The sequence below is a fragment of the Diplocloster hominis genome (assembly GCF_032380655.1).
GTDB classification, from domain to species: Bacteria; Bacillota; Clostridia; order Lachnospirales; family Lachnospiraceae; genus Diplocloster; species Diplocloster hominis.
Window position 1 is genome coordinate 12,341 of sequence record NZ_JAWDIY010000004.1, and the last position, 26,842, is coordinate 39,182.

Genomic DNA, 26,842 nt, shown 5'->3' on the forward strand with positions numbered 1-26,842 from the left:
CTCAATCTCCTAAAAACATTTTCACCGGCTGATAACGGCCGCGGTCTGTCTGATATTCATAGATGCCGTAAAAACCTCCGGCCTCATCGTAGACACGGACCTGAACCTGTCCCTGCTCCAGGCTGCCGCCGCCCGTCCCGACTTCGTCCGGCAAAGACAGCAGATGCCCTGGCAGAAACGCATTGCCGTTCTGGATCAGCTTCTGAAATTCACTTTTTATGGTCACGGCGGGCATCCCGCCGAACATCTCATCTACCGGCGTCAGGATCTGACCAATCTGACCATTTTCCGCCAACTGCTGAATCTGTTGGAGCTTTAAGCTGTCCTTTAACGTAAAACGCCCTACTTGCGTCCGAAGCAGGGATTCCATACAGCCGCCGCAGCCAAGTTTTTCTCCGATGTCCTGGCATAAGGTACGGATATAAGTACCTTTTGAACAGCGGACCGTAAAGCGGATCAGGGGCAGCCGGCATTCCAGAATCACGATTTCATAGATTCTGACCCTTCTGGCCTTTCTCTCCACTTCTTTTCCTTCCCGGGCAAGTTCATATAATTTTTTTCCATTGACCTTCCGCGCGGAATACATGGGGGGGATCTGATCATATTCCCCCACGAAGCTGTTCACCGCTTCCCTGGCCTCTTCCGGCGACGCCTGTACTTCCCGGACCTTACGTACCTGTCCGGTCATATCCTGTGTGTCTGTGGTAATTCCCAGTCTCAGTACGGCTTCATAGACCTTCTCTTCCCCGGTCAGCATATCACAAAGCTTCGTGGCTTTCCCCAGGCACACCGGCAGCACTCCCTGTGCATCGGGGTCCAGCGTCCCGGTATGTCCGATCTTCTTCTGCTTCAGAATACCACGCAGCTTGGCCACCACATCATGGGAAGTATATCCCCGTTCTTTGTAAACGTTGATCACTCCGTGTATCACTCTTGTTCTACCTTCCTTTTCAGCTGCTTTTCGATGTGAGGAGTCAGGTTGTTGATAACGTCAAACATCGTTCCCTGCATGGTGCATCCTGCCGCCCTCACATGGCCGCCTCCTCCGAAATAGACCGCGATCCCGCTCACATCCACCTGGCTCTTGGAGCGCATGCTGACCTTGAATTCCTGGTTCCCGGATTCATAGAGAAACACGGCCACCTCGACGCCTTCCGTCAGCCTCAGCTGATTGACGATTCCCTCAAAGTCCAGCGGTCCCACGTGATAAAAATCCATATCCTTTTTGCGGAAGCCGCTGACAATACACTTTCCGTCCAGCAGCAGCATACTTTCCATCAGTGCCCGGCCCAGGATCTGGTTCTGAAGATAGGTCTTTTTATAAAAAGTCTCATCCACAATCCAGGAAAAATCAATTCCCTTGTCCATCAGCATACCGGCGATATTCATGGTCCTGGAGGAAGTGCAGGAATACTGAAACACTCCCGTATCGCTGGCGATCCCGGTATAGATGGCCTCGGCCATCTCCCTGGTTACTCTCTCCTCCCCGATCACTTCAAACACCAGCTCCGAGGTGGAACTGGCATCCGGCACGATATAATTGACCTGGGCAAATCCCTGGTTGCTGACATGATGATCGATACAGATGGTTTTTTCCGCCGTATCAAACAATTCACCCGCCGGGCCCAAACGCTCCCTGTCACTGGAGTCAAGGGAAATGAAAACGTCATACGGGCCCGCTCCCTCGCTGTCATGGCGTATTTTTTCCACTCCTTTAAGGAAATTATATTCCGGAGCGATTTTTCCGAGGAACACGTCTGTCTGTATCTCAGGAAAATATGTGGTCAGATACAGATACATTCCCAGGCAGGACCCGATGCAGTCGCCGTCCGGTTTTACATGGCCGGCGATCGCAACGGTTCTTACATTTTCAAGCTCAGATGTCAGATTGATCATCTACTTCACCCTTTTCATTCAAGTCCCGGTTGACATCGTCGATAAGCTTCGACATATTAATACCATATTCGATGGACTGGTCCAGCACGAACCGGATTTCCGGCGTGTTGCGCAGGTTAATGGTACGTGCCAGCTTCGTCCTGATATAGCCTTCCGCGCTCTTTAAGCCTGCCAGCGTATCTTTTTGGGATTCTTCATCCCCCAATACGCTGATATAGGCTTTACAAGTCTTCAGATCCGGCGCCACCTCAACCGCAACGACACTGGTCATGGGATTGATCCGCGGATCTTTGATTCCCGCGCGGATAATTTCGCTTAATTCCTTTTGTACTTCCTGGTTTATTCTGGTGTTTTTAATACTGTTCTTTCTCATGTTTCACACCTCGTTTTCAGGCTTACCGCCCGTTTTTTCCATCAGGCAACGCCTGTGGGAAATTATCTGGGGACCTCGACCATGGTATAAGCTTCGACCAGGTCCTCCTCTTTGATATCATTGAAGCCTTCCAGTACAAGACCGCATTCAAAACCGCTCTTGACTTCTTTTACATCGTCTTTGAAACGCTTCAGAGAGGCCAGCGGTCCTTCATAGATCACCACTCCGTCTCTGGTCAGCCGTACTGTACAGTTTCTCTGGAAGATACCGTCCAGAATGTAGGCTCCGGCAATGGTTCCGACTCCGGATGCCTTAAATGTCTGACGCACCTGTGCGTGGCCCAGGACCTTCTCCTCAAAGATCGGGTCCAGCATTCCCTTCATGGCCGCTTCCACATCGGCAATGGCATCGTAGATGACGCGGTACAGACGCATATCCACGCCCTCGCGTTCCGCCGTATTTTTCGCCGTGGCATCCGGACGCACATTAAAGCCGATAATAATCGCGTTGGACGCGCTGGCCAGGATGACGTCGGATTCGTTGATGGCACCTACACCGCCATGGATGATCTTAACCACTACCTCTTCGTTGGACAGCTTCAGCAGACTTTGTTTGACCGCTTCCACAGAGCCCTGCACATCGGCCTTCACAACGATCCCCAGCTCTTTGATATTGCCGGCCTTGATCTGTGTAAACAGGTCATCCAGCGACATCTTGGCTTTGGTATCATCCAGAAGCCTCTCACGGCCTTCGGAAATGAAAGTCTGTGCAAAATTTCTTGCCTCTTTATCATTTTCCGGCGATACAAAGATATCACCGGCGTTGGGAACATCGCTTAAGCCTAAGATTTCCACAGGAGTGGAGGGGCCGGCTTCTTTTACCCTTCTGCCCTTGTCGTCCATCATCGCGCGGACCTTTCCATAGGAAGAACCGGCGGCGATCGAATCTCCCACGTGCAGAGTTCCCTTCTGCACCAGGACAGTAGCTACCGGACCTTTTCCTTTATCCAGCTCCGCCTCGATTACCAGTCCTCTGGCTCTTCTCTTGGGATTCGCTTTCAGCTCGCACACTTCAGCCGTCAGGAGGATCATTTCCAGAAGATTGTCAATTCCCTCATGGGTATGAGCGGACACCGGAGCGAAGATGGTGCTTCCGCCCCAGTCCTCCGGAATCAGTTCGTACTCGGTCAGTTCCTGCTTCACCCGCTCGATGTTGGCGCTGGGCTTATCTATTTTATTGATCGCTACGATTATTTCAATCCCTGCCGCTTTGGCATGGTTGATCGCCTCTATGGTCTGGGGCATCACGCCGTCATCGGCGGCCACCACCAGAATAGCGATATCGGTGGAATTCGCGCCCCGCATACGCATGGCGGTAAATGCCTCATGGCCCGGTGTATCCAGGAAGGTGATCTTCTGCCCGTCGATGGACACCGTGTAGGCTCCGATATGCTGGGTAATGCCTCCGGCCTCTTTATCAATCACATGGGTATTCCGGATCGCATCCAGCAGAGATGTTTTACCGTGGTCAACATGACCCATCACGCATACAACAGGAGGTCTGGGGATCAGGGTTGCCGGATCTTCCTCGTCCTCCTTCAGCAATTCTTCGATCACATCCACTTTTACTTCCGCTTCCGCTATACAATTGAACTCCAGGGCAATCTCCTCGGCCTTTTCAAAGTCAATTTCCTGATTGACCGTCACCACCGATCCCTGTAAAAACAGTTTCTTCACAACCGCGGCTGCCTGCACTTTCATCTTTTCCGCCAGTTCCTTGATCGTCATGGTCTCCGGCAGAATAATGGTGCGGATGGTCTCTTCCTTAGGCTCCTGCTGTACCGGCTTCGGCGCGGGAGTGTTATTTCTTCCTTTTCCGCCCAGGTTTCTCTGGTTCGGTCTGTTGTCCTGGTATCCGCGGCGGTCGTTCCGGCCATTCCGGTCTTTATCCCTGCTGCGGTCGTTTCTGTCCCCTCTCTCCGCTCTGGAGGTTACATTCTGCTTCTCTGTAGCTTTTGTCTGAGGCGGCTTCGGTATCGTCAGACCGTCTCTCATCGTCTGACCTCCTCCGGGCCTGGTTCCCTGGGAACGGTTATTCTGACCCTGCGGTCTGCCGTTCTGTCCCTGGTAAGGACGGTTTCCATACTGGCCCTGACCGCTTCTCTGCCCATTCTGTCCCTGGGAATTTCTCTGATACTGTCCGGAACCCTGATTCTGGTACTGTCCGGAACCCTGGCTGGGACGGCCGTTCGGACGGTCTCCCTGCGCCGGACGGTTATACTGGCCCTGGCCGCTTCTCTGGCCCTGGCCGGACGCCGTATTTCTGTTACCATTATTATTCTGCTGTCCATAGGGTCTGTTGGAACCGTAAGACTGCTGGTTTCCGGCCGGTCTTTGGGACGAATTTCCCTGCTGGCCGTTAGGTCTGTTATACTGGGACGCTCCTGCCGGTCTGTTCTGGGAACCCTGCTGGCCCTGGGGACGCTGTCCCTGATTTCCCTGATAGGTGCCATTCGGTCTGGCACCCTGGTTTCCCTGGCCCGCCGGTCTGGTCCCCTGCTGGCCCTGACCCTGCATCGGTCTGGCACCCTGCTGGCCCTGGCTGCCCTGCATCGGTCTGGTACCCTGCTGGCCCTGGCTGCCCTGCATCGGTCTGGTGCCCTGCTGGCCCTGGCCGCCCTGCACCGGTCTGGTGCCTTGCTGGCCCTGACTGCCCTGCACCGGTCTGGTTCCCTGCTGGCCCTGGCCGCCCTGCACCGGTCTGGTACCCTGCTGGCTCTGGCCGCCCTGCACCGGTCTGGTACCCTGCTGGCTCTGGCCCTGCATCGGTCTGCCGGTCTGCTGGCTCTGGCCCTGCATCGGTCTGCTTCCCTGCTCTCCCTGGCCCTGCATTGGTCTGGCACCCTGCTGGCCCTGACTCTGTACCGGTCTGGTTCCCTGCTGGCCCTGACCCTGTACCGGTCTGGTTCCCTGCTGGCCCTGACCCTGCATGGGTCTCGTTCCCTGCTGGCCACCCATGGGCCGCTGGCCCTGAGGTCTGGCATTCTGGCCAGGCCTGCCTGCCTGCGGACGGCCGGACTGACGGTTCAGCGATGCCTGCTGGCTGTTCTGCGGATTATATACCTGAATGATATTGGGCTTTTTCTTCGGCATCTCCTGCTGCGGATGCGCCTCAGACGCATGGGCGGACGCCGGCGCTTCCTGGGCAGGCGCTGCCGGACGTTTGCTTTGGCTTTGGGGCCGGACCGGACTCTGGCCCTGGGTTTTTCCACCCAAGCTCTTTCTCACCATATCCACCTGATCATCAGACAGACTGCTGGCATGTGACTTCACTTCTATATTTTTCGACGCAAGGACCGTTAACACGTCCTTGCTCTCTTTGCCTAATTCTTTTGCTAACTCATATACTCTCAATTTCGCCATACTTACTACCTCCAGTTTTTGCCGCGTTAGTATTAACAAGTTCCTTTTCCACTGCCTTCGCAAACCCTGCGTCCAGCAACGCTAACGAGGCCCTCATTTCTTTACCCATTGCATGACCCAGTTCCTCTTTACTACCAAAAAAGTATACCGGCACTTTATAGTAAGTACACATGTTCCGAAACATTTTTTTGGTGTTGTCGGATGCCTCGTCTGCTACGATCACCAGGCTGGCCTTATTGGATTTTACCGCTTTCTCCGTGGAAAATTCCCCGCTGGCCGTCTTGCCTGCTTTGGTAGCCAGACCTATGAGGGACAGGACTTTATTCTGTTTCAAGAGCATCCAACTCCTCTCTTAATCGTTCGTATACTTCTTTTGGGATACTCATCTTCAGGGACCGTTCCAGGCCGCGGCTTTTGACCGCCTTCTCAAAACATTCCCGGGAATAACACAGATAAGCCCCTCTGCCGTTTTTCTTTCCGGTGGCATCTATCACAATTTCGTTCTCTGCGGTTTTTAAGACGCGGATCATTTCCTTTTTGCTCTTCATCTCACCACAGCCGGTGCATTTACGTAACGGGATCTTTTTATTCGTACTCAATCTACCACTTCCTTTGAAGACTTACTGCTGTTCGTAATCTTCTATATATTCTTCTGTCGCAAAGTCCTCATCCGTATACTCTTCGTCCGCATAATCCACATCTGTGTACTGAAGGTCCTCCGGATAGTCCTCATAGCCCAGATCTTCCATATAGAAGTCACCGGCCTCCCGAGCCTGGCTTTCACTCTTGATATCTATTTTAAAGCCGGTCAGTCTGGCGGCCAGTCTCGCGTTCTGGCCCTCCTTACCGATGGCAAGTGATAACTGATAATCCGGAACCACGACCTTGGCCGTCTTTTCATCCGCGTCCGCGATAACGGACACTACCTTAGCCGGGCTTAAGGCATTTTCAATCAGAAGCGCCGGATTCTCGTTCCAATTGATGATATCTATCTTTTCTCCGCGCAGTTCGGAGACGATGGCATTGACTCTGGCGCCGTTCATACCGACACAGGCTCCCACAGGGTCCACGTTCGGGTTATTGGACCACACGGCGATCTTCGTTCTGGAACCGGCCTCTCTGGCAATGCTCTTGATCTCGACTGTTCCGTCCCTTACCTCGGTTACTTCCTCTTCAAACAAACGTTTCACCAGTTCCGGGTGTGTCCTGGAGACGAGAATCTTCGGCCCCTTGGTCGTGTCCTTTACCTCCAGCACATACAGCTTGATCCGCTCGGTGGGACGGAACACCTCGCCTTTGACCTGCTCATTCTCAGTCAGCAGCGCGTCCGCCTTGCCCAGATTAATACTGACATTCTTCCCTACATAGCGCTGTACAATACCGGTGACCACATCTCTTTCCTTCTCATAGTACTGATTGTACAGGACTTTACGCTCTTCCTCGCGGATCTTCTGCAGAATCACGTTTTTGGCGTTCTGGGTGGCGATCCGTCCGAATTCCTTGGATTTGATCTCCACATTGACGATATCGCCCAGATCGTATTTGGAATCCATCAGCTTGGCGTCGGACAGGCTGATCTCCAGCACCGGGTCCTCCACCTTTTCCACAACGGTCTTCTCTGCAAATACGGCAAATTCCCCGGTCTCATGATTGATATTGACTTTCACATTATCCGCTTTTCCAAAATGGTTCTTACAGGCCGTCAACAGGGAATTCTCAATGGCTTCCATCAGGGTTTCCTTGCTGATATCTTTCTCCTTTTCCAAAATGTTCAAAGCTTCCATTAATTCCGTATTCATTTTCTCACTTTCCTCCTAATATGATCAAAAATCAAAGGCCAGGCGGATCAATGCGATGTCCGCTCTCGCGATTTTCATGGTCTGTTCGTCTTCAAACGCAAGGGTCACACTGTCTTTATCATATTCTTTTAAAATACCGGTGAACTCTTTGGACCGGTTGATGGGACGATAGGTTCTCACTTCCACCTCTTCCCCGATACTTCTTAGGAAGTCTTTTTCTTTTTTCAGCGGCCGCCCTAATCCGGGGGAACTGACCTCCAGGATGTACGCTTCGCCGATTAAATCCTTCTCATCCAGCAGGTCGCTTAACTGCCTGCTGACCAGTTCACAGTCGTCGACCGTGATTCCGCCTTTTTTATCAATATAGGCCCGCAGGTACCAGTTGCTGCCTTCTTTTACATACTCCACATCCACCAGTTCGAACTGATGGGCCTCTATAATTGGTATCAGCAGCTTTTCCGTCTCTTGTTCGTATTGCTCTCTCTTTGTCATTCCTACACCTTCCTTCTACTTATACCAACAAATAAGAGTGGGCATTCACCCACTCTAGTCATTCTACCTTGTAATTATCTTATTCATTATAGCACCGGGATATACGAAATGCAAGTACTTATTTTTGTAACAATCCTGGAGCCATTTTTCCTTTTTTCGCGGTTATTGTAACATAATATTCCTTTAAACGGGCAGGGAAAGAAATCGAAGAATAATGCAGTAACCGAATAACAGAAAAACAGCAGAGCTAATCTGAGGAAGATCTTTACCTGAAGTGCTCCGCTGTTTTTTTGTTATTTATTTTTATTGCTTGTTATTTTAACTATCTTTCTGGTTCTGTACATCCGTTCGGATTAGTCTGTTCCGTGTCCACCACTGCTCTGTCTCTTCCGATACAGTATGAAAATCACTGTTCCAATCGCTGCCAGCGCGAACAATACCCATACAACAATTGGTGCGCTGTCCCCTGTCTGAGGTGCCCCCGCCGTCTGCTGTGATGAATCAGACTGTTGTTGCTGATCGGAATCGCTGCCCTTATTCTGATCCTTAAGTTTCAATTCTTTTACCGCGATCTCAAGTTTCGTAATCGCTTCATTGATCTGCTGCTGGGTCGCTTTGTCATCCTTCATAACTGCAAGGGCGTGTGCTCTTGCATCGGAAAATACCTTGAAGCTTTCGTCCGTGTAATCTCCCTGCTTAAGCTCCGCATATTTATCATAAATCTTTTGCAGCCCGGATTTATCTGTCATCACAGGGTCATCGTCCTTGGTTATAAAGACTGCAAACGGAGAAAGGCTGCTTACGTTAACCTTTACCCGGCCATCGTTCACCGTGGTTTCAAACCGTTCCAGCCCGGCCGGTACAGCGTGAAGCACCAGCACTTTTGAGCCGTTAAATTTGGGGTCTGTCGGAATAGTAGCGGTGATATCTCCTTTAAAGTCTTCACTGAGTGTCAGGTTCCCGCTCCAGACAAAGGAATCCTCATGCTTGTCCAGATACTCCCTGAATTCTTTACACCCATTACAGTCATCCAGTTTCAACTCTTCTACCGACAATTTTGCGTTCTTATGGACCTGCTGCCCGTAGATTAAGAATCCTTTGTGATCCGGATCATCCACGGTCCTCTCCAGGTAGTCACTTTCTCCTATATCCTCGAAAACTGCTTCCACCGTGACATCTTTACCCGGCATGATAAAACTGGTTTTCCCGGACACGGCATCTGCGAACTCCACATCATCCGACATCCATTTTACAAAACGTTTTCCTTCCAAGTCATCGGCAACAATCTCTACTGCTGCCCCTTCCTCAAAATCACCGGATCCGCTGCCACCCTTTACGGTGACCTTATATGACTTGCCGATTACAGGAACATCTTTGTATGTGGCTGTTACCGTTACATCCTGCGCTATCATTATGAATGTGGTTGATTCCTCTTCCGGCTGTTCGATCTCCACATCGCTGCTGATCCAGCGGTCAAATTCCTTTCCTTCCGGAGCGTTGTCTGCAGTAATACTGACCTGATCGCCTTCTCCGTATTCACCGCTGCCTGTTCCGTCCGTCACAATTACCATATACCTGGGAGCCGGTTCAAAAGTTCCGGTGATGTTGACATCACCCTCCGGCATCAGGAAACTGTAGCTGTCTCCGGATACTTCCACCGGGACATGCGTTTCCCCGAACAAGACCGTTAAACTGTCCTGCGTCAGGCGGTAACCGCTCTCCGGCGTTACACTTATGTACACTCTTGTATCCTTGGCAGCCGTTTCCTTATCTGCCTGGATCTCGCCATGCTCGGTCTGAGATACGGTTATATGATAGAGAATCTCTTCAAACTGTGCATAGACTATCTTAGATGTCGTAAAATCTTCTACTTTCTCGCCGCCCGCAGCCTGGGTAAACCACCCGGTGAAACGCAAGCCTTCCTTGACCGGTTCTTCCGGCATAGTGATCTCCTGTCCCTTTTCTGCGGACGCTCTGGCATATTCGCTGTCGTCCATCATAAAGACGACCTCATAAGTCTCGGCCTCCCCTACTATCACGATCGCTTTTGCTTTCAGCGCGGTACCTTCCACACTTCCCTCTACCGTAAATTCGTGCATAGTCTCGACCTGATCCTGGGACACTTCATCCCATGTCACAGTCACATCCATCTCGTGTCCGTCTCCGTAAGTAGCTTTCACGGTCTCCGGCAGTACCGGCAGCACGTGCAGAGGCGTTTCCACATTGACATCCTCTAAGGAGATCAGATGTTTGCTCTCATCGGTGTAGATGCGGAAGGCATCTACTGTGATGTTTCCGCCTTTATTTTCCAGACGAATGGTATGTTCGCCGTATGACAGATCCGTTTTGCTGAATACGCACATCTGGTTTGCCCGTTTGAAATATTTATCATTCGGAGTCTTTGTGTTTACATCCGGCTGTGCTTCCCCGTCAATGCTGACTCCCAGGAGGCAGCCGTCCACATTGACCGTCGTGACAATGTCGATTCCGGTTCCCGTGAATGTATATTCTGCAGTTGCGTCTCCCGTATTTCCATAGTGGATATCCCTGCTGTATTCCGTCACTCCGTCAGGGTCACCGCCCCGGCCGTTGTAGTAAGAAAAACCGCCGGTATAGATAATCGCCGGATCATTATCATTGATCACTGCTGTCGGCTCCAACCCTTCCACCGTTACATGGACCACCTTTGTCAAACTGTTGTCCTTAGGATGCGTCAGTGTAATATCCGTATTTCCACCGCTTACCGCATTGATCTGCAGACCATCCGCCGCGCTCCAGTTTGCAGTTGCGATTCCCTCATCGCCGGATGTGACCGTCAGATCCCTCAGGTTCGTATCTGCATCAACCGTAACCTTTACAAATTCTCTGTCTCCGGCCACCTTCAGGTCAATATCCTCGGCGGAAACGTTCAGTTCCGGTTCGGCGGGCGCCTTCGAGCCATACACTTCCAGCTCAGATACATTCACATACCCCGAGTAGCCTCCGGACAGATTATAAAAACCGCTGTTTTTCAATCTCACATACCGTCCGGGTACCGGCTGATCCAGAATAAAGTCATTGCCCAGTGCAAAGCTATAGAAGGTCTGGTCGCTTCCCGCTCCGCATCCCATCCGGTTCTCCGTATCCGTATTGAGGACGGTCACCGTATTTTCCGCCGCAAAATCAGCCGTCGTTGATATCTGAATCACGACATCACGGAATCGTCTTAACTCTTCGTTTTTATAATTTCGGAAGAACTGCGTCAGGGAGATTGCATCGATATCATAAACTGCACCCAGATCGATCTCATACTTCAGTCCCTGATTCCCTACTGTACCGTTGGAACGGGCCGTCCACGGCGTATCTCTTTCTTTTCCGGCAAAATCCAATACTTTGCCGTCGTTCAGCCGCTGCGCATCGGACATACCGTCACTGTTCAGCTTCTTGCCCAGAGCGATGTTTTCCCGCTCTGATTTGCGGAAGGGAATAGCCTGTGACGCTGCCTCAATATCCGCGTCCTCAAGAGCTGCTCCGTAGAAGGAGAATTCATCTACCAAGCCATTATATTGAAGCTCTCTTTCCTTTTCATTCAGCTTCGCACCGATCGTAAGGGAATCCCCGACTGTCACATTTTCAAGTGATACCTGTCCCATCTGAGTTCCGTTCAGGAAGAGAGTAAATGTATCCTTGCTGCGAACGACGGAAAAATGGTTCCATGCTTGGCGTGTCTCGCCTCCGGTCACTGTCTCCATGGCAAATTCTTCCGGGGCCGTCAACACCTCGGTTGTATTCCCGTCGGAAATTTCCAGCACCAGTTTGCGCTTCTGAAGAGACAGTACGAAGTTCCCTTCCTGATCCGCCAGAAGCACCTGCTTTGGCGTACCCTGCACCTGGTTATCCGGATCGATCGTATCCGTAACCTCTGTGTCCAGATATAACTGCGGTTTAAACCAGCCGTTCACCGTGAACTGTTCCATCCCCCAGATAGGTGAATCCGGGATCGAGATATAGTTCTGTATATTTTCGTACAGGTATGCTCCCCGGTGGAACGGTGTCCCGACCCTCATATATTCTCCGTTTATAAACTTCGCGTTATGCCCCGGAATCGCGTTTGCGATTGTCTCACCTTTTTCTTCATCCATATGGTAAAGGGCCGTCAGCTCTTTGCTGCCATCCGCCAGCTGCAGCTTGTCCTGTGCTTCCTGGAGCCGATCTATCATATCGGCAATCTCCGCAGGCATCATACCGGCCGGATCCTTGCTGTCCACTTCATCCATAACAGCTTTCAATGCCTGATAGGTCTCGTCAGTAAAGAGGCTTCCATCCACAGCTTTTGCCTCATCCATCACCGTGCTCAGGGCCGCCAGTCCGGACCGGGCAAGTAATTTTACATTCTCTGCATTCAGCGGTACATTATAAATGGATATCTCACTTAAGTCTCCGCTGTAGAAATACACGCGGTCACCGCCTGCATTGTTGGTCATAGCTCCGGCTAACAGTGCATTCTGTGTATTATTCTCCCCTATCTGTGCGCTCTGAGTGCTTATCTCTTCCCCGTTCAGATAAAGAGTAAAGGTGTCCCCGTCCCGCACAGCCGCGGCCAGGTTCCACTGATCCGAAACGATAGTCCCGCCCTGGAGTGTGACATCGTTTCCAGTCCCGTCACTGATGTGGAAATTCAGACTTCCATTCTCTGTCCAGAGAGTCAGGTCATCCTCCGGAATTCTATCCTGTCCCTGACTTAACAGAACCTGTTTTTCCGCCTGGTCTGTCTTAAACCAGACACTCATGGAATACTGTTCCATTCCCTTCAGTAGTCCGCTTCCCAAATTGCCGTAAGATTTTTTATCAGTATTCAGTCTTACGGAAGATCCGTAGGTCTGTTCCAGCTCATCCATATAATAGGCTTTGCCGGTATAATTATGAAAAGCATCTGTAATCAGACCTTCGTCTGCCTGTTCAAATCCAAACTTAGCAATGTAGCCGTAGATCACTCTCTGCTCATACGGTTCCATCTCGTTTTTGTTTTTGGATGCGTCACACACCTTCTCTACCTCCAGTGTGTAAGGCTGCAGCAGTGAAAGTTTATCTGTGGTCAGTGTAACTTTTTCGCCCTTTGCTGCAGCGCTTTTTACCGCGATCCCCTCTGAAATGCTGTAATTCGCGGTATCCTCCGCCGTTACAGCATCTACGTTCTCGTTAAAGCTGATCTCGACGGTGGTTTCGTTGATTGCCTTGATTCCAGCCACCAGCGGAGCCGTCAGGTCGGTCTGCGTGTCCACTTCTGCCGGATCGCTCAATGCGCCTTCCACACCGTTCGCTACCGCCTTTACTGTGTAGGTGTATTTCTGCTGCTCTTTCAGACCGGAATCCGTATACGTGTTATCCATAGTCTGAGCGATCAGATCGCCGTCCCGATAGACCATATAACCGTCAATCGTAACTGCCGGATTCGGGATTACCACGCCGTTTTCTGTCATAGTAAAGCTGACATCTTTGTCCCAGTGTAGCTCTGCGGAATTCTCAGTTACCTCCCGGGCTTCAAGACCGCTTACTTTTCCTACTTCCAGAGTTACTTCCGGCGCCTCTGCAGTATCATAGATGCTGTAGTAGGTAAAGCTCATAGGCGGCAGCGTTACTTTCAGCTGCGCATTTCCATTGGAATCAATGGATAATACCTCTGACTGAACGCCCTGCTTCATGAATGCAGCTTCCCCGTAATCACCGGCCTTTGTATCCGGCTGCCGGTAATTCGCCTCTGTCTGAGGTATCCATTTGTAATTCGGAGGATATGCCCCATACCTGTGGACATCCTTGCCCAATGACCCATTTAACGGTACCGGTGGATAATTCAGTCCTTCTGACAGGCCAGTATAATACATCGGTACGTCAATAATCTCCGTTCTCTCTTCGTCCGTCTGATTATATACCCAGAGAAGGCCTTTTTCCCCCTCGTTCAATGCGTTGACATGATACAGCGTATCCATCTTTGTACCGCGCTGTCTGTTGGTTCCCGCAGCGTCGTAGGTTGCCTGTGAAATATGTACCATATCAGAATTCACGATGCCCCGGTAACGCTTGTAGAATTCCACCCATTTATTCAGAATATCCTGCGTTCCATCGTCGTATAAATGAGGTCCCCGGAAGTCGGAATTGACTCCGTTCCCCACATTCTGCGCGATCACCCAGTTATAATCCTCTTTTTTGTCTTTAAACGGCTGAAACGCCGCGTCTCCGCCGCCGCCGTGATACTCGGCAAACGGTACATGTGACCAGCTCATGGACATGGTCCTTCCATAGGAAGCGTTATACATAATCTGGCGTCCATACATCAGCTGTTCATGCCGGGGCTGGCTCCAGGCTGCTTCCTCATAACCGATACCGCATTTATTTGCGCCGTTCAAATAATACCACGCAGGTACCTTGATATATACGCCCATGTCGCGGAAATCCTTGCACATCATGCGTACACTGTTCTCCCACTGTTTCACCACAGAGTCGAAAACACCGTTGTGGAAACTGTATTTGGAAGCTTTTCCGGTCGTCGTATCCGTGGGATCCGCCGGATCGGTCTCTTTATCCTCGTTTACATGTTTTTCTCCGCTGTTGCAATAGGTCCCGGGATACGTACCGTCGATTTCCACGCAGTCAAGTCCCGTATACTGAACAAAATTTTTGAAATTATCCCAGTAATCATCAAAGGCTGCAGTGGCTACACACCATCCGTCCCAATGTCCGGTCGCGTTCGTGCCGTATGCCTCGCCCTTCTTATATTGCCCTAATTGGTACTGCGCCTGATAGATCCCGATCGCGATTCCCTTGCTATGCGCATAATCTACCAGTTCCTTGTAATGATCCAGCGTTTTCTGATCACGGGTTAACATCTGTCCGGAAGAATCCGGCGCGCTGTAGGACTGGATGATCATCTCGAATTCGGCAGCCGCCGCTTCATCGATCACTTCCTTCGTCAATGCTCCCGTATTATGGTGGGTCAGCGGATTATCCGTTATCCACGGGAACAGCGTGCGGTAGATCCCCAGCCTTTCCCGCATCTTCAGTTCAAACCAGTAGGTGCTGTGGGTAAATTCGTAAGTATTATATCCAATCATCGATTGATCTTTTACCAGCTCGTAAGCCGGCCCCACTTCATAACAGGTATGAGCGATATCCTTAAGCTCCAGGAATGGACTGCCCTCTTTCTCCAGTTCGCATTTACAAGGAAGCGCCCTGTTGATCGGAAGGGTGCTCTGATCGCCGCAGGTAAAGTCTGTCTCTAACGCCAGCAGGTCCTCCATATCCTGGTTGCCGTTTAATACCTCAGGCGCCAGGCGGCCGATCATCACCTGCTGATCACCGGTATTGGTAATTTCGACTCTTTTTTTCATAGCCGGTACATTGTCATACATCTCGTAAATAACTTTGACCTTAATTCCCTGGTACGCCTGCGGGAATTCAGCCGGCGCGGAAAAGTTGAATTCCAAATGTTTTCCCTTCGGCGGCCATTCCTTCGCCGCCGGATCCCCGAAGAATTCGTTAGGGGTCCACTCAAAGGGTTTTTCACAGGTTTCCTGAATCTCATAACCGTCAAAGACAAAGGTATTTCCAGCTTGCTTTCCTCCGATAAAATAATAGTCCGGATCTGCCTTGATACAGCTTTTTGGTATCTCAATCGTATTGTCAGCGGAAGAGATCGGATCATGTGTGATCTTTATCCCCTCATCACTGTAAACCTCACGATATGGTTTATCGTAAAGTCCAAGATACACATCCGGCCTGACGTCGTCCGTGTCCATCATTTCTTTGTCGATATACAGATTTTTGTAGCTTGACGTATAGAATTCGCTGCCTCCTTTTTCCGGTACCTTAAACTTTCGTTCAACAATACCGTTTCCAATCGTCAGACTGCCTTTTTCTTCTTTTACTTCAACCGGCAGCGGCTCTGTCGTCTCCAGCCAGTGACGTTTCCCGGACACGGCATTCTCAAGCCCCTCCACGACTTCGCCCTTTTCGTTCGTATAAGGCGTAGCGATAAAGGTGGTATCCTCAGCATTCAGCTTTACAAACCCCGCTTTAGCCGCATCACCCAGAATTCCCGCAAATGCCTCGAGGCCTGTCAGTGAGGTAAATATCACCGTACAGGCCAATAACATTGCAAGACGTCTTTTGAAACCTCGATACTTTTTCTGCATTTTCTCCCTCCTCAGGTTGTATTTTATTTCCAGCACTTCGTGTGAGCTAATTAAATTATATCGGATAATCCATAGAAAGATAATGTACAAACCTGACCAGAGACAGTGGACTTTTTTTACACCAGCTGTGCGGTAAAACCACGGGGACAAAACCGGCAAAGGCTCTTTGTAATAGAAAAAAGCACCCTGACCGTTTGACACAGCCCTCTTCTACTGCATCTTACTATCAGGGTACTTTCACTTATTTATGAAACATTAATTTTTTCGTGCTGATGAATCCCCGTATCTTCTTCTGAACAGCAGGATTATTGCCGCCCCGCCGGCCGCCAGCATGAACCAAAGCCACGCGATGGGTGCCCCGTCTCCGGTCTCCGGAGAATCTGCTGTCTGCTGCCCGGACTGATCTGACTGCTGCGATTGGTCCGAATGGTCATCAGAATCCTGTTTCTTCTCCTGTAGTCCCCTGACCGCATTTTCCAACTTTTCTTTTGCTTCATTTACCTGCTGTTGTGCCGTTTTGTCATCCTTTAGAACATTCAGTGCATGATCCCTAGCTTCGGCAAACGTCTTCCAGCTGGCATCCGTATACTTGTCCTGTGTCAGGTTAACGCATTTGTCATATATATTCTGCAACCCGGACTTATCCACCGTAACCGGTTTTTCCGTAGGCTGCGGTTCCTCCTTGATCTTCTCAAACTCCGCGCTTACGCTGACATTTTTGCCGGGCATCCGGAAACTGGTCGATTGGGCACCCGCATTATCCAGAGTCACATCTGCTGATGTCCATTTTATAAATTTCATACCCTCAGGAATGGCCGCTGTAATCCTCACCGTCTCGCCCTTTTTGTATTCTCCGCTTCCTGAGCCGCCTTCTACTGTAACCTTATATTTCTCTACTGCTACAGGCACTTTTCTTAATCCATCCACCGCATCTGAAAGGGTTTTCACCATTTTGTCGATCTGAGGCTGGGAAAAACCATCGTCAAACAGGGTGCGCACTGACTCTGCCAATGCATCCGAAAACGGTTTCCATGTCTCTTCCAGGTATTCTTCCTCTGCCCGGTCTTTATTTTCCTCATACAGTTTCTTTAGATCAGTGCGGTCTGTCACATTTACCCGGAAATTCACCGTTTCCGTATCTGTGCCGCTCGTGAAGGTGACCTGGAACGTATGTGTCCTGTTATCAAGCGTGCCCAGATATTCCGGTTTCAATGTGATCCCTGTGCCATCCTGAGCAATTGTATAGCTTCCGGCATCTAACTCGGTGCCGCAGGATACCTTACTTACACCGTAACCGTTAGGGTCCATATGAATGATGACTTCATTCCTGGCGTTGGCCTTGTCAAACGCATGGTCTTCGTCATAGATTACCGGCTTATATTCCGTCATGCCCGCCTGCGCTTTGATTTCTTCCGGAGTCAAAGCTGCTGCATAGATTTTGTACTCATCCAGCAGGCCGTTGAAACCATGGAGATAACTGCTGCCACTGGTATTGACACCCATGCAGAGATTCTTTTTCCATTTGCCGGCGTCGAATCCCGCGATTCCTTCTTTGGATCCGATCTCTTCCCCGTTCAAATACAGTATCATGGTGCCGTTTTCATAAGTAAGCGCCACATGATTCCATTGATTGAATTCTATCGCTTTGCTTCCATTGAGTGTACCGCCGCCTGACGTGGATTCCACTTCCACACAGGGCTTACGGGAATCTCTGTGTATATAGAACCATATGCCGTTTTGGCCCGCAGTCCCGCTGGTGACACTTGAGAACAGGGTCTGCGACTGGCCTGAGGCTCCCAGGCTGTTGCACCATGCCGAGATGGTGAAACTGTCGGAACCGGCAAACGCGGAGGAAGTGATCTGCACCCCATCATTCTTTTTGCCGTCAAGCTTAACTGCACCGGCATTTTTACCGTCTCCGGATTCTAAGGTACCGATCTTTGTTCCGTCTTCATCACCGGAAAAATCCCTGATGGTATCTCCGGAGATATCATCGAATTTGTAGTAGTGTGTCCGCAGCGATAAACCTGCCCTGTCCTTTATACAGAGGTTTGCGGATTCTGAAGTGTCCGTCACATTGCGGACCGTGATAACCAGCATATCTTCCGGACTCATATCGGAAATTGTCAGGGTCACAGTTTTTCCATCTGCTCCCAGCTCAGCTTTTATTACTTTTACACTGGAAGATATTGTATAGTTCTCTGCATTTTCCGCTGTCACTTTTGTGACCGGTTCATCAAATATTACATTTATGGAGGTTCTAGATACAGCGGTTACCTTATAAATTTGGGGAGCCTCTGTATCTTTTCCGGCAGTGACTTTTGCTTCATTGGAACTGTCACTTATAAGATTAGCTGCATTCACTCCTTTTACCGTATAGGTATATTCCGTATTCTCCCTGGTATTCGTATCCACATAGCTCGTATTTTCCGTAAAGGCAAGGAACTCACCATCGCGGTATATGTTATATCCTTTCATAACGCCGTCATTTTCCTCAGAGGGCTGCCATTCCAAGCGGATTTGATTACTGTCTGTGGAAACTGCCGTCAGCGCGGACGGTGCGGTGGGCGGCGTCGTATCTATCCGTTCGTTCACCTGCCTTAGCTGATCAAATGCGGTAGGATCCAACTCACCCCGCGCGTTCACTTTCAGATCAAAGCAGAGTACAAAATTATTTTCCATAGCTCCGGTCCGCGCCTCATACATCTCATCCACACTGCGCGAAGATCCCTTGCAGCCCCAGCGGTTCTGCCATGTGCCAGTGGAACCAAGAGGGGCGAAGTGGAAGAGCTGACAGTCACCGCTCGCCCAACGAGTGTCAGACAATCCGGGATTAAGCCCGCCTGCCTCTCCGGCCGTATAGTCCGTATAATCAGTAATTTTACTGTGATTGACCGAGGCGGAGGTACCCTTGTTAAAGGTAACAATGCTGTAAGGGTTGCCTGCTTTCGCAGCATTTGCCAATGAAGAGACATTATACTCCAGGCTCATATCCAGCTGGCTGCCTGCACCGCTGTGATAAAAGCCGTCAAACCACCATCCGGATACCATGTCACCATAGTGTTCGGACCACCACGCCACCATCTCAGAGAGCACCTTTCTGGCTTTTTGAGACGGTACGCCGTCCTGGCCGGGCGTATAGTCAAACACTTTTTTTGTCACCAGATAATCGCTGAAATAGCCATATCCATTCGGAGTACCCGATTCATCCCAACAGGCGGAATGAGGAGGGTTGGAAGGCAGGTACAGCATCAGACGTATCCCATAAGGTTCAAGTGCCTTGGCAATCTTCATCGGAAGATCATTCTCCATAGAGGTAGTCTTGGGATTCTGCTCTCCCTCTTTTAACAGCCCTGCCTCACGCATATACTTATCATAGACCGCATTGGGGGCACAGTAGCTTCCGGAGTTCTGCCCCAGGGTGAGCAGTACATATTTCGCGCCTGTCTCATTTACCTGCTTCGCATATTCTTCCGCGTCGAACTGACCGACGTACTCATCCCACGTTGTAGTCGACCGGTCCCATTTTTCACTGTCACCGGCGTAAGTACCGGGAAGATTGAAGTAATTGGACAGGAAATGATGAGAAATTCCGAATTCCGCATCATAGAACCAGTCCGTAAGCGGATTGCCGTCGGTGTGCTTGACAGGGGCAGAGGTGGACGGTGTGAAATATTCCGTACCTCTGTTGCCAAATTCATCCGCAGGCGTAACCTTGCAGCGCAGATACTTGTCCTCGTACTTATCCAGCAGGATAACCGTCTCTGCGCAGATGCCGGAGAGATCCTCGAATGGCCCGTCCTGTGCGTCTGCTATCTGCCACTGAAACTTTGTATCCCCCTCGGCATCGCCGTCCTCATCTGAAAAAGTATATTCGGCTTTCAACATCCCCTTTACGCTGGGATCTTCCCCCAACATAGATACAGAAAGATTCGTCACTTTAAGATCCGCTGCCGCAGGCGCCTTGTTGGTGCCTCCCGGCAGTACCACCGATGTTTCTAATGTTTCCCAGGCGTAAGTGACCGCCAGTTTAACGGTCACTTCGTATTCCGTCTTGTTCGTAAACGGATCATACGTAACGACAGCCTGGCCGGTTGACGAATCATAAGCGAAATCGGTCACATTGACTGCCTTCTCTGCCCCATCGACAGTGGCTTTCAGTGCAACTTCGTTGACCTGCACATCCGCCGGCATATTGGGAAAGGTAAGTGTCAGCTTTCCGTTTTCGGATTCTTCCTCCACAATAGAAAAGGAACTCTGTGCTTCCGCGTCATAGATCGCCGCAATTTCTTCTGCGGATATGGCAGTATCATACAGGCGCAGATCATCCATCGCTCCGTTGAATGCATTCTTGGCGTATACATTTCCGTCTTTATCACAGTTAATACCTATGTACAGTGGATAGTCAGTGGCTGCAAAATCATCTGCGCTCACTGCCAGTGTACCTGCCGGCGCTCCGTCGATATAAAAAGATACTACCGCGGCCTCCCTGGCAACAGCAATATGGTGCCACTGTCCCACATCTGCTCTGGCCTCTGAAAAGCCTTCCTGAAATGAGGAGTTGGAACTGCCCACACTCATTGCATGATACACCTGTGCGTTCTTTATATTGACTCCCAGCTGATTCGCGACTTTACCTGTGTTCCCGCGATAAAATACTGCCTGTCCATCGGCCGGATTCGGCGCCTGCCTGATCCACCCCATCATTGTGTAAGCGCTGGTTGGCTGAAAGTCCGTGCCAAGATCGATGTACGTATCGGTACCGTTGAATTCCAGCGCATACTCCCCCTGACGGCCTTGCGTAAGCGCGGTGCTACCGTTTACGGCATAACTTGCCCCGCTGATCTTCTCCTCCACCATGCCGCCTGTCAGACTTTCCATTTCAAAACGTAGTTTTGGTTCCGTCATCTGATCCGACTCCGACGCATATGCCGGCAGCGCGGGAATCTGCATAAGCATGGATACACAGCCGAAAATGGCGACCATTTTTTTCCATAAAACAGTTTTCCTCATTTTGCAATCTCCTCTTTCTCATATTAGTGAACGCAATACCCACATAATTTGATTATAAGGAAATTTATTCAAAACAAAAGGGACAGACCTGACCAGTAAGTGTGGACTTTTTTTACTCCCGGTATTCTCCCGGTGTCATTCCTGTCTCAGCCCGAAACACCCGGCTGAAATAACGATAGTCATTATAACCGCATAGATCGCTGATCTTTGTCAGATTCATATTCGGATTTTCCTTCAAAAGCTGCTTTGCCAGTCCTATCTTTTTTTCCGTAATATACCGGTTCATGGACACTCCGGCTTTTTTCTTGAAAAGCCGGGAAAGATATGCGTAATTATAACCAAACTCGTCCGCGATCTGTTCCACACTTTCGATCGTCAGGTAATTCTCGCTGACATAGTCCAGCAGCTGATTCTCTACCTTGTCCTCATATATACTTTCCATAAAATTATTTACCTTCTTAAACTCACGCATAAGGTTTTCAAACAGCTCTTTTTCTGATATGGACATACTGATACTTCTGATCATACGCATCTGCATTTCATCCAGAAAATTTTGTCCATATTCCTGTCTCGAAAACTCCAGCAGCTTCAGTACATAGAGGCAGAGCTTTTCTATACTTTCCTGTGAGGCATGTTTGCTCTCCATATATTCTAATACCGTTTGGATCTCATTCATAAAATTTTCCAGATTCGTACTGATAAAATATTGCCGTATATAGGTATTCATTTTCATCTTGACGATTTCCAGAAGATCATGCCGATATGTTCCTCCTTCATCTGAAAAAAACAGATTGTTTCTGCCGATAACCAGCCGCTGTTTGATAACATTGCGCAGCTGCTTGGCACCGTCCCAGATATCCTTCTGCAAAACAGCCTGGCGTACCCCGCACATGGTCACCGGAAGTTCTGTATACTCCTGCACCAGTGCGGTCAATGCTTTCATGCGCTCTTCAATCACAAAATCGTCAGACGGCTTCGCTTTTATGGCAATCATTTTTTGATTCGGAGAATGTTCATCCGCCACGAACCATTCCTGCTCTTCCTCGCAAAGCTCCGTCATGATGACCTTCCACGGTACCGCACCCATCTGTTCCTCATAAAATTGCCATACTTCCTCATCCTGCAGATTATAGATCACATTTCCCATACACAGTTCTATCAGCAAAAAGCTTTCTCCCTGTTCCGGTACAATCCGGTACTGAGCAGAATAAATGACATGCCGCTGTCTGTGGACGGCAAAATGGGACAGGCTTTTTTTGATATCAAATAACGTTTCCCGCAGTGCTTCCTCTTCCAATGGTTTTAGAAGATAGTTAAACACCCCATATCTGATCGCTTTCTGCGCATAAGTAAAGTTTGAATACCCGGATATAATCACAATAATAATATCCTGACTGCTGTTTTTGATCTCCCTGGACAGCTGCATTCCATCCATAACAGGCATAGCGATATCCGTAAAAACCACATGGGGTTTTAGTTCGGCTATTTTTTCCAGCGCTTCCTTCCCATTTGACGCACATCCAACGATATCAAACATAACATCCGCCGACTGGATTTTATGGCAAATGCCGGCCGCGATTTTCTCCTCGTCTTCCACTACCAGTGTCCTGATTTTAAATTGTTCCTGCATCTCCATTCATACATCCTCCGATCACGATTTTTCCTTCCAGGGCTTCTATATGATAGGTCATGTTCTCCCCAAAGAAAAGCTTCAGTCTGACGAACACATTGACCAATCCCATTCCATCTATCTGGCTGGACAATGCTTTTTCATCCTTCATCCCTTCCCGGCATTTTTTCATGATCTCTTCTTTCTTCTCTATCGGGAAGCCGTCTCCGTTATCCTTTACCTCCACAGTCCACCTGCCATCCTCCATAAGATAGCCGCGAACGGTAATCTCCGGCTTCTGCCGCTTACAATATTTAAACGCATTTTCCACCAGGGGTTGGACAATCAGCTTTGGTATCCGGCAGTTCATAAGCTCCAAAGGAATATCAATCTGCACCTTAGATGTCGGAAAGCGTTCTTTCATGATCTCGACATATTGCTCCACATGACGTATCTCCTCAAACATCCGGACTCCGCCTTGTCCGCTGTCCGCAATATAGCGGAACATCTTAGTGAGATTCAGGCATATTCGCGTAATCTTGACATTTCCGTCCTCCTCCGCCAACGTCCCGATCATAGTCAGCGTGTTGAACAGGAAATGAGGCTGCATCTGCGCCTGAAGCGCCAGCATTCTCGCCTGTGTCTCATAATCCTTCAGCGTAATTATGTTTTGAAGGGACTCACCCAGATCCACGCTCATCTCCCTGAGGGAATCGGATAAAAATTCCAGTTCATCAATGTGGGTTTCCACTTTTTCAAAATGGATGCCCTGCTTCAGATCTATGCTCCGCACCCGGCCGCACATATTATGAATCGGCTTGGATATCTGCTCTGAGATCTTATAGGTAATAACCGTGATCGCGCCAAAGATCAGGATGCTTAAGAACAGGGCCATGATAAGGAAAGAAAACAGCTTATTATAATAAGTAGCGCTATCGATCGTATAAACAACGGTCAGCCTGCCGTTAAAAATCTTATGGACATCTATCATAGATCCCTTTTCACGTAAGACACCGGTTACTCCTTTCTCCACATATGACGTGAGATTCAAATCCGACTCTGTGTAGATTGGTTGTCCGTATGTATCGTATATATTGACCTGAAGTCCCTGGCCGTCGGTATTTCCCGACAAGCCGGAAATCATGTTTTTAAACTCATCCACATCCGTCATGATCTCCAGAACCGCCCGCCCATTCAAATACCTATTACCCGGGTCCATACTTCTGGACAATGTGATATAGCTCTGCTCCTTTTCCTTTGCAAAGCGATCCCCCCCAGTTTGTTCCAGATATTCGTTTTTACTTAGGTACTTGACAACCGGGGTTTCATCCCTCACCAGGTCGTCATACGTATGGATCTGTGCCGTGTCCACCGGACTGATATAATAGCTATGCCCCATCCATATATAATATTGATTATCCACCAGAATCCCGATCCGGTACTTCTCCTGTATCATTTTATAAGACTCAAGATACATGGTAGAGAAGGCCTCAGACGCTCCCCCCATTCCGGTGTCACTTATTTTCGGAAGACGGCTGACAGCAGCTTTCTTGAATTCACCGGAATTCAACAGTTCAATCGAAAAAGAATTCATATTCTTAAAATAATTCTCGATATTCTCATCGATATTCTGGCTGAGCTGCTCCCGTGTATCTGCGATGTTCTGGCTAATCACCGTGGCCACATACCAGATCGCAAGACACAGGATAATAAACAGGCACAACAAAAACCAGCCTGCATAGGTTCGGAACAGTTTCTGAGACAGAGAACACGTTTTTCTGTCCATAGGACACCTCATCATTCATATGATCTGTTACGCTCAATAGCGCCGGTTGACAAATACAAAACATTGCCTCAACCCGACGCTATATTACTGATTATGCAATCATTTGCACCTGAAAAAGAACACCGTCACAAATGTACAGTCTGTTCAAAACATTATATCACAATTGCCAACGTCCCCGCACTCATATTATGACAGCTCTGCCCTTTTCCTGAAATCCTCCATATGGATCGTCTTCCCGGTAATTCTCGACTCCTCAGCTGCCAATGCCATCAGGTGACTGTTGACAGAAACCTGGGCCCCCGACAGAGTAAAAGCTCCGTCTGTTTCCACTGTTTTGATAAAACCTTTCATAAACTTTTCATCACTCCCGCTATGCCCTGAATTACCCACTTTTACGGTCGTCTTCGTCTTATCACCTGTCAGGAAGTCCTTGACTTCGATTATATTTTTCTCCATATCACATAAGATCTGGCCTTTTGTACCCATGATATTCATCGTACGGCTGCCCTCATAAGTAAATGCGCACATGGTGAAGCTGACGGTCACTCCGTCCTCAAACTCAAGATTGACAACCTGATGATCCACCACGTTGTTATCACACCGATAGACGCATCTTCCGTACGGCCCTGTTTTCAGCTCCTCCGTTACTGCCTCCTGCGAACCCTTAAGGGCCACCACTTTCCTGATCGTGTCAGAATACCATTCCTCATCCCGGCAATAGATCTTAGCCGCGCTGTACGGACAGCTGTCCTCGATCTTACAGTCGGTCAGGCATCGGGTTCCCGCTCCGTTTGGCGCATTCTCCTCCTTAAAGTGTTTCAAAGAGCCAAAAGAGGATACGCTAATACATGGCTTTCCGATCAGCCAGTTCAAAATATCCATATCATGACAGGATTTCTGAAGAATCATAGGACTTGTCATATCCGAATTTCTCCAATTCCCGCGCACGAAGCTGTGGGCCTGATGCCAATAGCCGACACACTCTATGTGCTGGATCGAAACGATTTCACCGATTACTTCCGTGTCCAGAATTTCTTTTAGTTTTGTAAAAAACGGGGAATAGCGAAGCACATGACAGATCGTCAGCGTCTTATGGTATTCCTCTGCGTACTTTCCCATCTCGATACACTCTTTGGCATCTGGTGACATGGGTTTTTCGCACATCACATGATAGCCTGACTTCAGCGCCTCCTTCACAGGTTCCGTGTGAAACCGGTCCTGTGTACAGATCATGGCACAATCCGCAAGCTTACCGGCTGCGAACATATCTTTCCAATCAGAAAAAGTCTGATCCTCAGGAAGCCGGTGTCTAGCCGCAAATTCCCTGCGTCTTTCTTCATTCGGTTCCGCCACCGCCACGATCTTAATCTCATTGGGATGCGAGACCGCATATTCCGCATAGACCTGTGCTCCGCGCTGGCCGGCTCCTGCTAATACAGCTGTTATCATACACTCACCCCTTAACCGATCCGGCCACCATACCGCTGATAATGTATCTTTGTCCGAAGATATAGACGATCAGGATCGGCAGGATCGCAAATAGTATTGTAACGCTTACCAGGTTCCAGCTGGCTGTATAGGTTCCATAGAAATTATAGACCTTCTGCACGATGACTGCCTTATCCGGATCCGGCAGTGTATACAGAGGAATCTGGAAATCATTCCACACATTCAGGAAATTAATCATAATGACTGTGACAGTAGCCGGTTTTAACAGCGGGAAAACGACCTGTGTAAAGATCCGCAGCGCCCCGGCGCCGTCGATCACCGCGGCCTCATCCAGTTCCTTTGGAATCCCTGTGATAAAACCGTAATACAGGAATACGCTCAGCGGCAGAATCAAAGCCACAAACACCAGGATACTTCCAAACAATGTGTTATACAGATGGATCACCCGAAGCACCTTCACGATGGAAACCATGCTGACCGGAACCATCAGTCCCATGGCAAAATACAAATAAATGAACCGATTCTCTTTTGTCCGGTTCCGGCTGATCACATAGGCGCACATGGCGGATGTGATCACCGTTACAACCACGGAGGTAATACTGATGATCAGGCTGTTGACCAGAGAATTCAGGATACTTCCCTGTTCCCATACCTGCTTAAAATTTTCAAAATGCCAGACCTTTGGCAGTGTCAGCTGCATGTTGATCGCTTCCGGCTTTGTCTTAAACGCATTAAAGATTACGATCAGAAACGGGACGATTACAATCAGGGACAACAGCCAGAACAGGACTTCCTTCACCGCCATCATTGCTTTTTCATGTTTTGTTTTCATGGC

14 protein-coding genes are annotated in these 26,842 nt (G+C 49.4%); all 14 read right to left on the reverse strand.

The features are described 5' to 3' along the window. Window position 1: 1 nt before the first annotated feature. The 14 genes from truB to ABC831_RS04990 all read right to left on the reverse strand — a co-directional run bounded on the left by truB (window position 2) and on the right by ABC831_RS04990 (window position 26,839). Complete coding sequence (truB, locus tag ABC831_RS04925) at window positions 2-931, reverse strand: tRNA pseudouridine(55) synthase TruB (RefSeq protein ID WP_343247135.1); 930 nt, start codon at window positions 929-931, stop codon at window positions 2-4. Continuing rightward, on the reverse strand, window positions 928-1,896 hold the full coding sequence (locus ABC831_RS04930) for a DHH family phosphoesterase (RefSeq protein ID WP_343247136.1): 969 nt from the start codon (window positions 1,894-1,896) through the stop codon (window positions 928-930). The genes truB and ABC831_RS04930 overlap by 4 nt, the downstream gene beginning before the upstream one ends. Beyond that, window positions 1,877-2,269, reverse strand: a complete 393-nt coding sequence (rbfA, locus tag ABC831_RS04935) for a 30S ribosome-binding factor RbfA (RefSeq protein WP_158344095.1) — start codon at window positions 2,267-2,269, stop codon at window positions 1,877-1,879. Before rbfA ends, ABC831_RS04930 begins: the two co-directional genes overlap by 20 nt. A gap of 62 nt (window positions 2,270-2,331) precedes the next feature. Beyond that, window positions 2,332-5,691, reverse strand: coding sequence for a translation initiation factor IF-2 (gene infB, locus ABC831_RS04940; protein ID WP_343247137.1), 3,360 nt, complete (start codon window positions 5,689-5,691; stop codon window positions 2,332-2,334). Next, window positions 5,669-6,025: a L7Ae/L30e/S12e/Gadd45 family ribosomal protein gene (locus ABC831_RS04945; RefSeq protein ID WP_330655982.1), complete on the reverse strand. Its 357-nt coding sequence runs from the start codon at window positions 6,023-6,025 to the stop codon at window positions 5,669-5,671. Before ABC831_RS04945 ends, infB begins: the two co-directional genes overlap by 23 nt. Next, a complete protein-coding gene (gene rnpM / locus ABC831_RS04950; RefSeq protein WP_158344089.1) occupies window positions 6,012-6,290 on the reverse strand; it encodes an RNase P modulator RnpM in 279 nt (92 codons plus the stop codon). The genes ABC831_RS04945 and rnpM overlap by 14 nt, the downstream gene beginning before the upstream one ends. A gap of 21 nt (window positions 6,291-6,311) precedes the next feature. Continuing rightward, entirely contained in the window at window positions 6,312-7,490 is a 1,179-nt protein-coding gene (gene nusA / locus ABC831_RS04955; RefSeq protein WP_343247138.1) for a transcription termination factor NusA, read from the reverse strand. A gap of 24 nt (window positions 7,491-7,514) precedes the next feature. After that, window positions 7,515-7,982, reverse strand: a complete 468-nt coding sequence (gene rimP, locus ABC831_RS04960) for a ribosome maturation factor RimP (RefSeq protein ID WP_343247139.1) — start codon at window positions 7,980-7,982, stop codon at window positions 7,515-7,517. A 353-nt stretch (window positions 7,983-8,335) separates the two neighbouring features. Then, the gene (locus ABC831_RS04965; protein WP_343247140.1) at window positions 8,336-16,150 is read right to left on the reverse strand and encodes an InlB B-repeat-containing protein; all 7,815 of its coding nucleotides are present in this window, start codon (window positions 16,148-16,150) and stop codon (window positions 8,336-8,338) included. Between the two features lie 255 nt (window positions 16,151-16,405). Further along, on the reverse strand, window positions 16,406-21,163 hold the full coding sequence (locus ABC831_RS04970) for a LamG-like jellyroll fold domain-containing protein (RefSeq protein WP_343247141.1): 4,758 nt from the start codon (window positions 21,161-21,163) through the stop codon (window positions 16,406-16,408). 112 nt (window positions 21,164-21,275) lie between these two features. After that, window positions 21,276-22,799, reverse strand: a complete 1,524-nt coding sequence (locus tag ABC831_RS04975) for a response regulator transcription factor (RefSeq protein WP_343247142.1) — start codon at window positions 22,797-22,799, stop codon at window positions 21,276-21,278. Beyond that, window positions 22,777-24,558: a sensor histidine kinase gene (locus ABC831_RS04980; RefSeq protein ID WP_343247143.1), complete on the reverse strand. Its 1,782-nt coding sequence runs from the start codon at window positions 24,556-24,558 to the stop codon at window positions 22,777-22,779. Before ABC831_RS04980 ends, ABC831_RS04975 begins: the two co-directional genes overlap by 23 nt. Before the next feature lie 186 nt (window positions 24,559-24,744). Beyond that, window positions 24,745-26,007, reverse strand: a complete 1,263-nt coding sequence (locus tag ABC831_RS04985; RefSeq protein WP_343247144.1) for a Gfo/Idh/MocA family protein — start codon at window positions 26,005-26,007, stop codon at window positions 24,745-24,747. 4 nt (window positions 26,008-26,011) lie between these two features. Then, window positions 26,012-26,839, reverse strand: a complete 828-nt coding sequence (locus tag ABC831_RS04990; RefSeq protein WP_343247145.1) for a carbohydrate ABC transporter permease — start codon at window positions 26,837-26,839, stop codon at window positions 26,012-26,014. Window positions 26,840-26,842: the final 3 nt, after the last annotated feature.

Bases quoted from the DNA above. Each gene is read 5' to 3' on its own strand.
- rimP (WP_343247139.1), bottom strand. From the start codon at position 7,982: ATGACAAAGAGAGAGCAATACGAACAAGAGACGGAAAAGCTGCTGATA.
- ABC831_RS04965 (WP_343247140.1), bottom strand. From the start codon at position 16,150: ATGCAGAAAAAGTATCGAGGTTTCAAAAGACGTCTTGCAATGTTATTG.
- ABC831_RS04990 (WP_343247145.1), bottom strand. From the start codon at position 26,839: ATGAAAACAAAACATGAAAAAGCAATGATGGCGGTGAAGGAAGTCCTG.
- infB (WP_343247137.1), bottom strand. From the start codon at position 5,691: ATGGCGAAATTGAGAGTATATGAGTTAGCAAAAGAATTAGGCAAAGAG.
- ABC831_RS04985 (WP_343247144.1), bottom strand. From the start codon at position 26,007: ATGATAACAGCTGTATTAGCAGGAGCCGGCCAGCGCGGAGCACAGGTC.
- rbfA (WP_158344095.1), bottom strand. From the start codon at position 2,269: ATGAGAAAGAACAGTATTAAAAACACCAGAATAAACCAGGAAGTACAA.
- ABC831_RS04930 (WP_343247136.1), bottom strand. From the start codon at position 1,896: ATGATCAATCTGACATCTGAGCTTGAAAATGTAAGAACCGTTGCGATC.
- ABC831_RS04975 (WP_343247142.1), bottom strand. From the start codon at position 22,799: ATGGAGATGCAGGAACAATTTAAAATCAGGACACTGGTAGTGGAAGAC.
- ABC831_RS04970 (WP_343247141.1), bottom strand. From the start codon at position 21,163: ATGAGGAAAACTGTTTTATGGAAAAAAATGGTCGCCATTTTCGGCTGT.
- nusA (WP_343247138.1), bottom strand. From the start codon at position 7,490: ATGAATACGGAATTAATGGAAGCTTTGAACATTTTGGAAAAGGAGAAA.
- ABC831_RS04980 (WP_343247143.1), bottom strand. From the start codon at position 24,558: ATGGACAGAAAAACGTGTTCTCTGTCTCAGAAACTGTTCCGAACCTAT.